The organism is Bdellovibrio sp. BIS2, from assembly GCF_055398295.1.
In genome coordinates, this window is the sequence record NZ_AP035879.1 from 2,800,580 (window position 1) to 2,816,072 (window position 15,493).

General features: G+C 51.5%; 12 protein-coding genes. 2 read left to right on the forward strand and 10 right to left on the reverse strand.

Features of this window, described 5'->3' with window-relative positions; translation table 11 throughout:
• Positions 1 to 95: 95 nt before the first annotated feature.
• Positions 96 to 494, forward strand: a complete 399-nt coding sequence (locus ACZ520_RS13415) for a hypothetical protein (protein WP_374030866.1) — start codon at positions 96 to 98, stop codon at positions 492 to 494.
• Here the strand turns inward: ACZ520_RS13415 and ACZ520_RS13420 are convergent, their stop codons facing one another.
• The 9 genes from ACZ520_RS13420 to ACZ520_RS13460 all read right to left on the reverse strand — a co-directional run bounded on the left by ACZ520_RS13420 (position 495) and on the right by ACZ520_RS13460 (position 14,570).
• The gene (locus ACZ520_RS13420) at positions 495 to 2,684 is read right to left on the reverse strand and encodes a DUF748 domain-containing protein (protein WP_464126053.1); all 2,190 of its coding nucleotides are present in this window, start codon (positions 2,682 to 2,684) and stop codon (positions 495 to 497) included.
• A gap of 65 nt (positions 2,685 to 2,749) precedes the next feature.
• On the reverse strand, positions 2,750 to 4,225 hold the full coding sequence (locus ACZ520_RS13425) for a chemotaxis protein CheW (protein ID WP_374033696.1): 1,476 nt from the start codon (positions 4,223 to 4,225) through the stop codon (positions 2,750 to 2,752).
• A gap of 9 nt (positions 4,226 to 4,234) precedes the next feature.
• The gene (locus ACZ520_RS13430) at positions 4,235 to 4,705 is read right to left on the reverse strand and encodes a chemotaxis protein CheD (protein ID WP_088564575.1); all 471 of its coding nucleotides are present in this window, start codon (positions 4,703 to 4,705) and stop codon (positions 4,235 to 4,237) included.
• Position 4,706: 1 nt separating this feature from the next.
• Positions 4,707 to 5,531, reverse strand: a complete 825-nt coding sequence (locus ACZ520_RS13435; RefSeq protein ID WP_417868934.1) for a CheR family methyltransferase — start codon at positions 5,529 to 5,531, stop codon at positions 4,707 to 4,709.
• Between the two features lie 2 nt (positions 5,532 to 5,533).
• Entirely contained in the window at positions 5,534 to 7,612 is a 2,079-nt protein-coding gene (locus ACZ520_RS13440) for a methyl-accepting chemotaxis protein (protein WP_464126056.1), read from the reverse strand.
• 276 nt (positions 7,613 to 7,888) lie between these two features.
• Entirely contained in the window at positions 7,889 to 9,340 is a 1,452-nt protein-coding gene (locus tag ACZ520_RS13445; RefSeq protein ID WP_464126058.1) for a S8/S53 family peptidase, read from the reverse strand.
• Positions 9,341 to 10,762 carry a S8/S53 family peptidase gene (locus tag ACZ520_RS13450; protein WP_464126060.1) on the reverse strand — a complete coding sequence of 474 codons (1,422 nt, stop codon included), beginning with the start codon at positions 10,760 to 10,762 and terminating at the stop codon, positions 9,341 to 9,343.
• 143 nt (positions 10,763 to 10,905) lie between these two features.
• Positions 10,906 to 12,702 carry a sensor histidine kinase gene (locus tag ACZ520_RS13455; protein ID WP_464126062.1) on the reverse strand — a complete coding sequence of 599 codons (1,797 nt, stop codon included), beginning with the start codon at positions 12,700 to 12,702 and terminating at the stop codon, positions 10,906 to 10,908.
• 170 nt (positions 12,703 to 12,872) lie between these two features.
• The gene (locus tag ACZ520_RS13460) at positions 12,873 to 14,570 is read right to left on the reverse strand and encodes an NAD-dependent malic enzyme (protein WP_464126064.1); all 1,698 of its coding nucleotides are present in this window, start codon (positions 14,568 to 14,570) and stop codon (positions 12,873 to 12,875) included.
• Between the two features lie 160 nt (positions 14,571 to 14,730).
• Between ACZ520_RS13460 and ACZ520_RS13465 the strand changes: the two genes are divergently transcribed.
• Positions 14,731 to 15,210, forward strand: coding sequence for a C40 family peptidase (locus ACZ520_RS13465; RefSeq protein WP_232469193.1), 480 nt, complete (start codon positions 14,731 to 14,733; stop codon positions 15,208 to 15,210).
• 2 nt (positions 15,211 to 15,212) lie between these two features.
• Here the strand turns inward: ACZ520_RS13465 and ACZ520_RS13470 are convergent, their stop codons facing one another.
• Complete coding sequence (locus ACZ520_RS13470; RefSeq protein ID WP_088564568.1) at positions 15,213 to 15,485, reverse strand: GNAT family N-acetyltransferase; 273 nt, start codon at positions 15,483 to 15,485, stop codon at positions 15,213 to 15,215.
• Positions 15,486 to 15,493: the final 8 nt, after the last annotated feature.

Below are 15,493 nucleotides of genomic sequence, written 5' to 3' on the forward strand. Positions count from 1 at the left end.
CAGGCTTGCCTGATTCCCAAATATGAAACCATCTTAATGTAAGTCCCGTTGACAATTTTTTTCGTTAGACCGAGCTTCAGTTGAAAGAGGACTTTATGAAACAACTGGTGCCGGTTCTTTTCCTGATATTTGGTTCTGCCGCCGCAAAGGCCGCGTCCCACAGCTTATTCTGCCAACGTCCCTACCACTCGGATATTTTTAATACTGATTTGCGTATCACCGTGAGCAAAGAACCGACCTTGCAGGTTCTTTGGATCGACACCCACATTCCCTATGGAATTCGTCCGATGCCGTATCAGATTCAAACCCTTGAATGCCGCGACAACGGTGTCAGCATCGTCGCGGGTGACGCGGATATCGAACGACACGTTGAACTGCATGTGGACGGTGATCAGGGAAAACTGGTCTATCTGGATGGCCAGGGCCCCAAAGATCCGGCGATTATCTATACCTGCTTCCCGGATACCATCCGCAACTTCTGCGCGGGGAATTAATTACTTTTCTTTCAGCAACAAGGTCACCTGTGGGGCCTTGCCGGCCTCTCCGGCACTGCCTGATAACAAGTACAGCCGTTCCGTTTCAACTTTGCCGGCAGCAAGCTCCGTCATGACAGCCTTCCCCCGGGCAAGAGCCAGGCCTTTTAGTTCATCGTCGCTGACGGACAATGCTTCCGCTGTTTTCTTTTCCCAGGCAGCGGTGCGCCCGGCAGGGTCTTTGGCAAATTGGTCTTCAATGACTTCGAAAGCTTCCGGCTGCAATTTTTCTTTTGCGACAGTTCGCACCGCTTTGCTGCGATCTTTGTTTTTTGCAAGTAACGGTTCGAGCTTTTCCTCCAGGGCTTTTACCTGCAGCGCCTGCCTGTCGGCCGCCTGATATTCGCCGCGAATCTCAAGATTCAACTGTGGTCGCTCGGCCAGGGCTTGGGCCAGCTTTATCAGCTTTTCTTTTTCACCGGCTTTAAGCTCGCTCTGCCCCGGAGCAAAGCGGATGTCCTGCATGTCATCGCCGCCACCGACCAGGCTTGCAAGAAAATCAAAGGGTGCCGCCACGATATTGATGATCATGTTTTTGACTGCTGTCCAAATCAGATTACCTAATGAAAAGGACGGAGAATTGACATCCCCTTCCACCGGCAGTTGAAACTTGATTTGCCCTTTGCGGTCCTTCATCAAAGCCAACCCCAGCTTTAAAGGCCAGCCGGTCGCATTCTTGCTTTCAACCTTGTCCCCCAAAGTGAACTGATCCAGCAGCACCTTGTTGCTGCCTTTGATACGACTGTTGACAAGCTTGTAGTTCAAATCCAGGAAAAGCTTTCCTTTTTTGATTTCATATCCGGCGAAGTGCCCTGAATAAGGCGTAAAGGTCGTCATTTCGATATTGTGGAAGTTCATGTCCAGATCCAGCGTGGGGCGCTTGGTTCCCGGAATCACAAAACCTTTACCCTTGAATTTTCCATAGGCTTCAACCTGCCCGGACAAAGCAATTTGAATCTTTTCATCCGCCTTTGGGGAAATCGGTCCGACAGAACCCTCAAGATCATGCACCAGCGCTTTAAAATTCGGACGGATCTGCAGATCCGCGTAGTTCACAAGGCCGTCGCTTAAAGTCAGTTTTCCAATATGATATTTTAGCGCAGCTTTTTTCGTGGCGTCAGCAGGCTTGGTGGTTCCCGCTTCCGCGGGGGCCTGCGGAGATTTCTTCACGAAAGAGCGGAAGTTCAACGTGCCGTCTTTTCGCAACTCCACGTCGGTTTTAAGACCTTTCAACACCAACTCGGCAGCCCTTAAATCCAACGGGCCGGTGGTGACATCTATCCCCTGCAAATCCAACTGCGCCCATTCCACCACGGGCTTATCCTGATTTTCCGGCACCAGCGCCAAGTCGTGGATCTGCGCTTCGCCGGTTACACGCACTCGGCCATTCTGATATTGAATGCGTGACACGGTGTCGGCCTGGCCCTTTTTCAGCGTCAAATAAGTATGATCCGAAAGATAAGCTGTCAAAAAATCCAACGGCACTTGACGTGCTTCCACGGTAAGATTGACGGTGACAGGTTTTAACTGCATGTCCCCGCTTAAATTCAATGATCCTTGTTCACCGAAAGAAATGTTCAAAGACTTCAAAGAGGTCGTGGAGCCTAAAGATGTGCTGATATTGGCAGCGGCCAGATTCATGGGTCCCAAAGGAAGTTCCAGAGGCGTGGCGTGAGTGTAGTCAAAAAAGTCCACACCACTTTCACGGATTGAAATTTGCTCCAGCGTCAAAATCCAATCTGAATCCTGAGAAGTGTCTTTTTCGGATTCCCCGGTCGGCGTCAATTCCCAGTTGGTGTCACCACTTTTAAACACCACAAAGCGCGCTGCCGCCCCGTCAAGCATCACACTTTTTAAACGAATTTCCTGATTAAAAAGCGCATACCAAGTCAGATTCACGGAAAAATGATTGAACGCCAGGCGCGGCTTTTCCTGATCTTTGGAAGGCAGCAGAAAGTCTTTAATTACAAGTTCGAAGGTAAAGGGATTGAGCGACACCGCCCCCACCTTCGGGGTCGTCTGCAGCCGCTTTTCACATTGTTGGATGATTTGAGATTTGATGATCCAGGGAGCCAGAACAAATCCCGCAAGGCTGTACAGGCCCAGCAATAAAAGACCGATTTGCAGGATTCGTTTTACAGTCGTCGTCATACAAAGTTCCCTTTGCATGACTACTCCAGCACTTGCAGGAAAACGTCAAGTAATCAGTTCGTTATTTATGCCGCGCGGACATCAAGGCGATTCATAAGTTCCGGCACATCCAAAATCATAAACGTCTTTTTCACACCGGCAAGGTCCGTGACTTCGACAATTTCTTTCATATGGCCCTGCAAAGTCTTGGTCGCTTCCGGAGCAAGGATCGTCGGAATACGCGTCTTATTGGCCTCATCCACGGTGTCAATCGACTCCACAGAATCCACCAGCAGACCGAACTTGCTTTGCTGGCCCTTTACGATCAAAACCCGGGAATTGACCAGGTCCGTGGCCGGCTTCATTCCATAGAAGCTGCGCAAATCCACGATTGTCACAACTTCCCCGCGCATTTTCATCATTCCCACGACATATTCCGGATAACCCGGCGGCCGCATCAATTCACCTTCGACCTTGGCAATCTCGTCGATCGAACTTAAGCGCGTCGACAGCATGAAATCCAGACGGAAGGAAATATACGGTTTTCTTTCGGTCTTGGCTTTGGCCGCCTCGGCCTCTTTCTCGCGATTGCCATACAAAGAATCATGCCCGCGAGTGATGGCCAGGATCTCTTGATCTGAAAGAATTTTGCTTTCGTTCAGCAGCACAACATTGGCTTTGTTTTCCTGCGCCAGCAGACCGCGCATCATCTCGACTTTTTCCTGGGCAAACATCGGAATCGGCAGCACTTCCTCTTCAAAGAAGGTCACGATGCTATCCACACTGTCGACCAGGAAACCCACCTGCACACCCTGCAGCTTCAGAATGACGATGCGGCGGGATTCCAGATCCCGGCACTCTTCGCCGTCAATTTTCAGGAACATGCGAAAATCCAAAATCGGAATGATCGTACCCCGCAGGTTCACCATGCCGATACAGTAGTCCACCGCCAACACGCTGCGCTTGATTTCAGGAACGCGAATGATCTCGCGAATCCCGGAAATGCTCAGGCCAAATTCCAACGCTCCGGAGCGCACAGTGATGCACTGGTCCCGTTTGGAGGCCTTGCGGGTCATTTCCGTCGCAGTGCTGCGGCTTTGTTCCAGAATCTGCGGGATGTTTTCAATCTTGATCAAAGCTTCAGGATCCAGCACCTCGACGATGCGATCCCCGCCATTCAGCTTCAGCACACTGCGGATGACGGATTTACGACCTTCCAGAGGATTGTCAAAGCGCGAGATGTCCCCGGCCTGAACATTTAAAATTTCTGAAGTGGAGTCAAAAAGCAAACCGATACGCACGCCGTTGACATGCACGATCGCCACTTTTTTGACACTGTTGTTACCGGAAGTTTCCACATCCAGCAGGCGGCCGATATCCACAATCGGTGTGACCGTGCCACGCAGATTGAACAAACCCGTCAGATAATCCGGCGCCAGGGGCACCAGAGTGATTTTTTCCGGATAGTTGACGACTTCCTGCAGGGACGAAATCGAAACGGCCAGTTCCGCCTGACCCAGTCGGAAAGAAGCAAACATTTGCATATGCGAAGAGCTTTTCATAGTTTCTTCCTAACCCGTCTTGGGAAGTCTTTCGATGGAATAATCACCGTCACCGGCGATACGCATCTTGGTTCCCTGTTCGCCGCCGGGCTCAAAGGCCACGATGCGGATGCGGTGTTTTTCCAGCACCGCTTTTGCCGCTTTCAGATTTTCATCTCCGACGACAAATTTAGTATAGCTTTTATCCCCGTCCATCATGCGGCCGCCACCAGCGACGATGGCTTCCATCTCGGAAACATCCGCCAGAGTCGCGCCCATTCTTTCCAGCATGCGGGGAATGGTCTGACTGACATAACGGGCGTCTTTGTCCTCTTTGAAGGTTTCCGGGTACGGCAGCAGACAGTGGGCCAGGGCCCATTTGTTCTGCCGGCGCCACACCAGCGCAATGCCGACACATGAACCCAATACAGTCTTCAGCACCTCGCCGTTTTCAGCGATCAGGATCTGACCGATTCTGACGTGGTGTTCGACCGGCAACATATCAGCCCTTCATATAGATCAGAGGTTTTTTGAACGTGAACTGCGCCTTATGCCGCGCCAAAGATTCGGATTCACCCAGGATCAGCATGCCTTCCGGCTTCAAAGCCCGGTGCATATTGGAAAGCACCAGTTCCTGATCCTGGTCGTTGAAGTAAATCAAAACATTGCGCAGAAAAACGATATCAAACATCAGACCCTTCGGCGGCGCTTTGTGCAGATTGTGCTGGAAAAACTCCAGATTGGCGCTGATCACCGGGCTGATGCGGAAAGTGCCGTCGGCCTGCTCACGGAAATATTTTTCCACCAGCGCCGGATGGCGATTTTTCAATTCATCCAAAGTCCGGTCCCTGAAAACACCCGAACGTGCCTTGGCCAGCACTTCCGTGTCGATATCTGAACCCATGACTTTGTATTTGAAAGACGGATGTTTGAAACGGAATTCCTCGCAAGCCATTCCCAAAGAGTGGGCTTCTTCCCCAGTCGAGGCTGCCGCCGACCAGATTCTGAGGATCGTATCCGGATTCTTTTTATACCACTCCGGAAGGTATTCGTTCTGGAAGTAGTCCCACACCGCCTGGGTACGGAAGAAGTGGGTTTCGTTGGTGGTGACCAGATTAACAAAGTCCTGAATCTCGACCTTCCCCTGTTCCAGGTGGTCGATATAGTCTTCCATGGATTCAAGGCCCAATATCCTCAAACGCGGTTTGATCCGAGCGGTGAGCATGTCGCGCTTGCGCTCTTCCATGGTGATTCCGGTATGTGTCTTTACCAAAGAAAGCAGCCTTGTCAGGGCTGCTCCTTCCAGTTTCTTTGCTGCTTCTGCCACGTTTACACCACAAATCTAGCCACAGTTCTGTTCAGGTCATCGGCTTCTTTCACCAGCATGCCGGTGTTGTTTGCAATGGTTTCAGATGACTGCGCCGATTTCTCGGATTCAGCAGCAATGTGCTGAATCGAAGCACTGACACCTTTGGCTGCCTCAGACTGCTCTTCCGCCGCCAGAGTGACTTCAGAGATGGACTGGGTGGTCTTTTCGATACCCGCCACGATTTTGCTGAAGGCTTCGCCGGCCTGCTTGGAAATGGAGCTGCCCTGTTCCACGCGCTTGGTGGATTCGTTGATCAGTTTGGAAATCTCTTTCGTTGCCTGCGATGATCTTTCCGCCAGCTTGCGAACCTCGTCCGCAACCACCGAGAAGCCCAGACCGTGCTCACCGGCACGTGCCGCCTCGATCGCCGCATTGAAGGCCAGAAGATTCGTCTGACTTGCGATCTCGCTGATCACCTTGATGATCTCGCTGATGTCTTCAGAGGATTTATTGATCAGCTCCATGGCCTCGATGGACTTGGCAATGGCCTGACTGCCCTGTTCAGCTTCCTTCTGAGTGACTTTTGCCAGCTCATTGGCCTGTTTGGTGTTGTCAGCAATCGATGCGATGGAAGCTGTGAATTCTTCAATGGAAGCGTTCATTTCTTCAACCGTCGCGCCCAAACTCTGGGCACCAGCAGCCACGGAGGTGGACTGCTCTGCGATGGATTTGGAAGAAGTTCCGAAGTTATTCGCTGAGGAAACAACCACGGAGATCACTCCCCGCAGATCCACCATCATTTTCTGAATACCATCAGCCAACTGGCCAATGGCATCCGCGCCGGAAACTGTGATAGGGGAAGTCAGGTCACCGGCTGCGGCCTTATTTACGGTCAGCAGCAGGGCATCGACTTTCATTTGGTCTTCTTCGGCTTTTCTTTTTACCTCTTGTTCCAGTTCAACCTGCTTGGTGATGTCACTGGCGAATTTCACTACTTTATAGGGCTTGCCATTCATATCCATGATCGGATTGTATGTGGCCTGGATCCAGATGGACTTGCCCCCCGCACCCACGCGCTGATAGCGGCCGGAATCAAATTCACCGCGGTTCAGTTTCGCCCAGAAATTTGCATAGTCAGGACTTGCCGTGTATTCACTGCTGCAGAACATGCGGTGATGTTTCCCCTGAATTTCCGACAGGCCATAGCCCACGGTTGCAAGGAAGTTTTCATTGGCACTGATGATCGTGCCATCCATGTTAAATTCAATCACCGCCTGCGCTTTGCCAATGGCGGAAATTTTTCCCGCATCTTCAGCGGCTCTCATTTTTGCAGCCGTGATGTCCGTGGCAAATTTCACCACCTTGCAGGGCTTGCCATCGGCATTGAAAATCGGATTGTAAGAAGCATTAATCCAAACCTCGCGACCGCCCTTGGCAAAACGCTTGAATTCGCCCGCCTCAAACTCGCCGCGCGCCAGCTTTTCCCAGAACATTTTGTATTCCGGGGAACTTGTATAAGCCGGATCGCAGAACATGCGATGGTGATGGCCCTGGATATCACTAAGGCCATAGCCCACGGTCGCCAGGAAGTTTTCATTGGCGCTGATGATCGTGCCATCGAGGTTGAATTCGATAACAGCCTGCGCCCGGCTGATCGCCGTCACTTTGCCTTCGTATTCAGAGGTTTTGGCTTTCTGGGCCGTGATGTCTGTGGCGAACTTCACCACTTTGCAGGGATTGCCTTCGTTATCAAAAATCGGATTGTAAGAAGCATTGATCCAGATTTCTTTGCCGCTCTTGGTGAGACGTTTGAATTCACCGGCGACAAATTCACCTTTAGCCAAAGTCTGCCAGAATTTCTTGTATTCCACACTTCTGCCATACTCTGGTTCACAGAACATGGAGTGATGGTGGTCCTGAATCTCTTCAAGAGAGTACCCCAACGCACCCAGAAAGTTTTCGTTGGCCGTGATGATAGTGCCATCGAGGTTGAACTCGATCACTGCCTGCACCCGATGCAGCGCTTTGATTTCTTCGCGGAGGCTGGTAAGTTCATCAAGCTGGGGACTTTGTTCTACAATTTTACGTGCAGTACTCATCGAAGGTCTCTCCTTACAAATATTCGACCTACAACTGTTCGGTAGGAATATCTCAAAGGACGAGAGGATGTCTTTGTTTTGTCTAAATCTTAATCTTTCCGTCGAAAGCCGAGAAAATTAGGAACCAGTAATCCTGTAAACCAATAAGCATTTTATGAGCTTTGAGTTCCAATATTTTTCCAAAACCACCCCTTGTCTTGCGGGTCTGTAATAAACACCCCTCAACATGAGCACAAGCTCACACGGATGGGGGATTAGCCGTGCCTTCATTAATTTTCATTTCACAGTTTTTTTACTGCTCTTTTTTGAGATTTTGGACCGATCCGAGAGCTCCACTCGACCTGTTTGATCGTACTTTTCCAGAAATTCCCTCGCCCGGCTGGGGTACAAAGCATGGCCGTCTTTTAGAGCCAGGACCAGTGCCTCCCGGAAGGAATCATCCAGTATTTGCACATCACGAAGAGCCCCGCTGTTGACATGATTTTTCTGCACAGCCCGCACGGCCTGTCGTCGGACTTTGGCTTGCATGGCGACGGGGTCTGACTGGATCAACACCATCGAATCATAGTTGTCGGCATTAACGCTGTAACCCTCGTTTCCATAGGCGCAGGACAGAAGCCGGGCATAGCGGGTGATTTGCGGATTCAGAAAGTACTGCCGGCGCAGAGCATTCATCTCTTGCTTTGCTAAAACAGTTTTCCCCGCACACACCCCTTCCACCTTGGCGGTCAAGCGGGCCTCTTTGAACACGTAATTGCGCCCATTGCGAATTTGCATCTGCAAACAGGCCTCGTCCTTTCCGCAGATGGCAAACAACCTTTTCGCGACCTTCCACGCTTTATACGAATTCAAAAGACCCGTTTTATTATCCGGCAAATACAAACTGTGAAAAGAGGCCAACGCGGTTTTCTTCAGCAAAAATTCGATTTCTGAACGGCCCAGTGACGGAAGCAGCGATTTCACATTCGCGATCGTAGCCGTCACCAGCGGCGTCGCCCCACTGGTCGCACCAAACAAGGCCCTCTGCCCCATTCCGTCTATGGCGGCCTGATAGTCATCACCCGGCGCCAAAATGTCCAGCTGATCAGACTCCTGAGAATATATCGTCTGCAGCCCTCGTGGAGAATAGGATCCGACACTGATCACAGGCGCCAGACGTTCGTGATCCTCAATCTTCAGTGGATGGGAATTGCCGGCCGCCATCACCCAGATGATGCCCATCTGATCGGCCTGCCGGGCGTAACCAGTGACTTCCGCCGTTTCCCATCCCATGGAATTGGAAACGATCCACGGGCGCACGGACATTGATTTAACTTCCTGCAAGGCAGAATAATAAAAAATATCCGGACTGACCCGGCGAAGCTGCACGAAGTCCACGACCTCTGAAGCCGACACCATTCCCGGCCAGTTCAGCAGACTTGCGACACTGGTGCCGTGCCCGCCATAGCCCACCTCACCCATGCCGCCAGAGGCGGTATCCACTTCGATGTCCCGTGTGAGTTTGATGTGATCTTTTTCAAATCCGCTGTCATAAACCGAAACCGGCACCTTCACCAGCCCCGGTATTTGGCGCATTTCCTCTTTCACCAGATCCGCGCCAATGTATTCCTGTGCCCAGAACGGGGTCAGCTTTTCGCCTTCCACCTCCAGGGCCTTGCGATCCTCGAGCTCGACAAATGCCAGAACCCGGCAGGAAATCAGCAATGACAGCAACAGCAGAAGTTTCATCTAGGGAAGCTCCACTTTCACGGTGTTGTCGTAGGCTTTCAACAGATCCCGCGCCTGATACTGTTCCATTCCCGTTTCACCGGAAAGGATCTTGAGCAGGGCTTCGCGGAAAGAATCATTTAATATCTGCAGATCACGCAAGGAAGCACTTGCCGTGTAGCCATGCAGCACAGCCTGGACTGCCTGGGTCTGAATCTTGTTTTGCAAGGCCTTGGGATTTTCGTGAATCAGGGCTATGTTTTCATAGTAGTCCGCATTGATGCTGTAACCCTCATTGCGATAGGCACAAGAAAGCAAACGCGCGTACTGGGATTGTTCGGCGTTCAGCAAATACTGCGTGCGCAGGGCTTTCATTTCGGCCTTGGGAAGTCCCTGTCTGGAATGGCAAACTGCCGTGATACGCGGGCTTAAGACTTGAGCTTCAAACAGATAGTTCTGACGATTGTCCATCTGGGCCTGAATGCACGGGGCATTGGCACCGCACACCGCATGCAGACGCTGCACCACCTTGAAGAAACGATAAGCATTAAAAAGTCCGGCCTTGTTCTTTTCCGAATACAGACTGTGGAAAGAACGTATCGCCGTTCTTTTCATCAGGCTTTCAATCTGGGCACGGGACAAAGACGGAATCAGCGCCTTGGCATTGGCGATGGACGCGGAAATCAAAGGGGTGGCACCACTGGTCTCACCAAACAAAACCTCTTGTCCGTTGCCATCAAGGGCCGCCTGGTATTCATCCGCCGGAGCCAGAATGTCCAGTTGATCGGATTCCTGGGACGACAGAGTTTGAAGTCCCCGAGGCGAATAAGATCCGACGCTGATGACCGGCGCGACCCGTTCGTGTTCAGCAATTTCGTTGGGATGTTCGTTGCCGGCCGCCATCACCCAGATGATGCCCATCTGGTCCACTTCCGTGGCCAGTTCCAGGACGGATTCAGATGTCCAGCCCATGGAATTTGAAATCACCTGTGGTTTTACTGGAAGCTCTTTCAGTTCTCTGACAGCGCCAAAATAGAACACCGCCGGGGATACTTTTTTAAGCTGCACATAGTTCACAAATTCAGAAACCGAAACCATGCCCTTGCCATTGATCAACGACGCCACGCTGGTGCCGTGATGCCCTTTCATCGGACGGTTTCCGTTCATGGCGCGATCCACCGGAATATCAAAAGCCAGATTGATGTGTTCTTTTTCAAAGCCCACGTCATAGACAGCCATGGGAACACGCTGCAGATTCGGAAGCAGACGCATTTCCTCTTTCACCAGATCAGCGCCGATGTATTCCTGCGCCCAGTACGGGGTCAGACGACCGTCTTCAACTTCCAGAGGCTGGCGCTTTTCCAGTTCCACAAAGGCCGTGGCCTGGAAGGAACTGAAAAGCCCCAAAACACAAGCCAGAATGCGGATTTTTTGATTTTTCATATGGCGCCCCCTGTGGGGCTTTAAAGTGCACTCGGCGTGCCCGCTGGGGACCCACCAGATACCAGCCCAGTCACGGAAGGTGTCTAGTCAGGGGAAACACGGCAGTATTTGTCACTGCAACTGTGTCTCAGACCGAGACGATATCATGGGTGGGGAAAGACCAGCTTCACCGTTGTGCCCGAGGCCGGATGGATCGAATGATGAACTGAAGACACTTCCACCTGACCGCCGAACAACTGCATGTATTCTGCAATCAGCGAGGTGCCAAAGCCTGTGCCCTCTTCATTTCCGGTGCCCTTGTGAGAGAACAACCGGTTGCGCTTGAACAGCAGACTGACTTCGCTGGGATGAATGCCCAGCCCCTGATCCCGTATTTCCAGAACCACACCGTCATCCTGTTTTTGCGCCAGCAAACGAATCTCGCGGCCCGGTTCAGAAAATTTGATACTGTTGGAAAGAATATTGGAAAGCACCTGATTGATAAGCGCCGAGCGGTCGGCTCGCACACACAGATCATTTTCAATTTCGACTTCGATCAGCAGTTCTTTTTCCTCAATCTGCCAGGAATAGTGATTCACAGCTTCCCAGCATGCCGAGGCCAGCTCCACCAACTGCATTTCTGCGTTCTGTTTGAAGACGTGATAGACCTCTTCCTGACGGACCGATTTCAGAATCTGATTCAGTTTGGTGGTGGATTTGTTGATACGATCCAGGTGCGCATCCGCAGCCTGGGCAGTGACGTGATCTTTCAGCATTTCTGAATGATACAAAAGCCCCGAAACCGTGTTTGCAACGTCATGTGAAAGCACCCGCACCAGACGGTGATAACGTTCCTTGTCCACGGCGGCCTGCTGGGCCAGACGTTTTTCTTCGTCCAGCACGCGGATCTTGTAAGCCAGTCCCAAAGACAACACGATCATTTCGCCCAGATTCGCCAAAAGCAGCGAGTACTGAGTGTAGATATTGCCGCGGATAAAGCCATGAATGGATGCAAACCAAACAAAGGTTCCGATCAACACCACCAGCCAGCTTAACAGGAAATAAGACGCCAGTTTGTGCCTGTAGCGAATCAGGGAATAGAAACCACAGAAGATAAAGAACAAGATGGCCGCCCCGATAGCAATATCGATCAGATATCCCAAAAAGAACAGTTCACGATACACCGGTGCAAACAGGCTTCCCACCATCGTCACCATCGAAAGCGCCAAAAACAGGCGAAGCCCCCAGTAACCGACGGCGAATTCTTTTTTGATGCTTAAGAATCTTTCCACAAAAAGACTGGCCGAAAAAAGACTGACCGAGGAAAAGAACATCAGATAGTTGGAAAAGACAAATTTGCCGTTGGGAAGCAGATAACTGTCAAACACCCCGTGCAAAACCAGAGCGGTCACACCGAAACTTGCCGCAAAGAATGAATAGCTGACGTGATCTTTCTGCGTGGTGAAAAAACCCAGCAGAAGATTGTAAACCACCAGAGAAAAAATCCCGCCCAGATAGAAATAAAAAATGGTGCGCGCCAGATCGTCCTGATGTTCAAGGTCCGCCGCATCCGCCAAAAAGACCCGCGTGTTCAGCGCATGATGGGAATCACGTTTAATATAGTACGTTGCGGTTTCATCGGGGCCCAGCTCGATCGGAAAGGCGCCAAAGCGACTTTTAAAAGCCCTTTCCGCCAAAGGCAGACCGGGACCGGAAGACAGCGCCAACGAGTCGCCCTGCTTTTGCAAGTACAAGCGCCCCATCAGGGGGGCATCAAAATAAAGCACTTTTGACTGAGGTGTGTTGTGATCATTGTGCAAAGAAATCTTAAACCACTGATCTTCTATGGTGTAACCACGCGACAGTTCTTTGACACCAGCGGGAGCAAATTCCACATCTGCCGGGTTATTGACGAAAGCGGGAGCTTCGCCCATTTGCACTTGGGTGGTGATGTCCGTCACCGCCGCGTGACCGAACTGAAAGGCAATTAAAATAAGGAACGTACAGATGAAACGAATGGCCGGCTCCGAAGTATGTCAATTGACTGTGGTTTAGTTGCAGTCACGAAATAGCAGCCCCCGTTTGCAAGTTCAAGCTAAGCCTCAGTCAAGACTATTACAATCCAGAAACACTACGACGATGCATGCTTATAGCTGCGATACTTCGGATACCAGTAGTTTTTATCGATCAATGCCAAAAGCTCTTCATCAGTGACCTTCAAAGCCACGTCATCAGCCTGTGCCGCTTTCGCCACCGCAAAGGCAATCGTGCGCGACACCTTTTCGATCTGAGATAACTCTGGCAGCAAGGCTCCTTTGCCATTTTGCGCTAGCGGAGAACAATCGGCCAAAGCACTGCTGGCGGCCATCAACATCGAGTCCGTCACGCGGCGGGCTCCACAAGCCAAAACCCCCAAGCCGATCCCCGGGAAGATGTACGAGTTATTACACTGAGCAATCGGGTAAATCTGGTCATTGATATGCACCGGCATAAAGGGACTGCCCGTTGCCACCAATGCTTTACCGTCTGTCCAGCGCAGAATGTCCGCTGGTGTGGCTTCCACACGCGACGTCGGATTCGACAGCGGCATCACAATGGGATGCTCACAATGGCTATGCATGGTGCGGATGATTTCTTCGGTGAACAGACCCGGCTGCGCGGACACTCCGATCAGGATCGTCGGCTTGGCGTTGCGAACAGTGTCCAGCAGTGAAATCTCGTCGTTAGAGATTTCCCAGGAAGCCAGCGCCTCGGCTTTTTGCACCAAAGGACTTTGGAACTCGAGCAGGTTTGGCATCTTGTCGGTCAAAAGACCAAAACGGTCCACCATAAACACCTGCTGACGGGCCTGTTCATCGCTAAGCCCTTCGTGCTTCATTTCGACAATAATTTGTTCAGCAATACCGCAGCCCGCAGAACCGGCCCCCAGGAAGACCACCCGCTGATCGCGCAGACGTCCCCCGTTGGCGCGACTGGCCGCTATAAGACAGCCCACCGTCACGGCGGCGGTGCCTTGAATGTCGTCATTGAAACTGCAGATCTCATCACGATAACGCTTCAAAATCGGTGACGCATTTTTCTGCGCGAAATCTTCAAACTGCAACAGTACATCCGGCCAGCGGCGTTTCACCGCCTGCACAAACGCATCGACGAAGTCTTCGTATTCCTGACCGGTAATGCGCGGCTGACGCCAACCCATGTACAACGGATCGTTGATCAGCGCCTGGTTGTTGGTGCCCACATCCAGCACCACCGGCAATGTGTACGCCGGACTGATACCACCACAAGCCGTGTACAGTGAAAGCTTTCCGATAGGAATACCCATGCCACCGATGCCCTGATCACCCAGGCCCAGGATGCGCTCGCCGTCGGTCACGACGATGACTTTGACTTTTTGTTTGGTCACGTTGCGAAGCATTTCATCAATACGGTCTTTGTTCGGATAGGAAATGAACAGACCGCGCGAGGCGCGATAGATCTCGGAAAAATGTTCGCAGGCCTCACCCACCACTGGCGTGTAAATGATCGGCATCATTTCGGTCAGGTGATTCACCAACAGATGATAGAACAACGTTTCGTTTGTGTCCTGCAGGTTGCGCAGATAAACGTGTTTGTCGATGTCGGACTTCAGCAGACGGTACTGGGAGTACACACGCTGGGCCTGCTCTTCGATGGTTTCAATCGTCTGAGGCACCAGGCCGTGCAGGTTTAAATGCGTGCGTTCCTCGTCAGAAAAGGCACTTCCTTTGTTTAGCAAAGACATTTCAAGCAGGACAGTTCCAGAGTATGGAATATAAACAGGGCGCGCGTATTTATTGTCGGTTTCCACGAATAATCCTCAAGTAAAGGAAGGGTCGTTATGAGCATGAACCTACTCCTTGCCCGCCCTATAGGCAAGCAATGGCCCTTGCATAATTTACCCAGTGAAATTCGTAAAAACCAGCCCACTGCCCTTGCCAAACCGCAGCCAGAGGACTATGCATGGGTTCATGAGAAAAAGCCTTCTGTTATCCTTGTTTGGCCTGTTGTTTTCTGCGCAAAGTTTCGCGGCAGTGTTGCATTTTTACAGCAACCCCCGCGTGCCGCAGCCGTTGTTCCACGTAACCCTGGAATACAAGTCTTACGTGTACGAAGCTGACACCCGTGAAGGGGGCCGCCGCGTTCCCGCCCACCACCTGCCCGCCGGTCATATCCGTGTGGAAATCCCGGATGAACTGGTCAATGAGCAGGCTTTACTGGGGCAGATGGGATTGCCGTTTGATTATAATTTCATCTGGGACAATCAAAAGACGTATTGTTCCAAGCTGGTGGGAATTGCCCTGAATATGAAGCCCCTGCCGATGAGCTTCGCGGGGACTCACTATGTGAAATACTATCCGGATTGGATCCATCGCAATGACCCGGGCATTTCACCGGATCAGATTCTTGAGTTCGGCCTTCAGCACGGCCGCCAGATTTACCCTCAGTAGCTTTAAAGCAACATTCCGGACTCTTCGGGATGTTTGCTAAACCAGTGCGCCACATAGGGGCAGGTCGGGATGATTTTGACCCCTTCCTGTTTGGCGAAATCCAAAGCCGCACGGACCAGCTTGTCTCCCAGATTCTGACCTCGCGCCGCTTCCGGCACCACAGTGGAATAAAGATCCAAAGCGTTGTTTCGGCCCCGACGATACAAAAGCACACCCTCCCCGGCTCCGGGAATTGGCAGGGTGAATCTGTCATTCAGTTTGTTTTCGACTTTCATATAGTCTC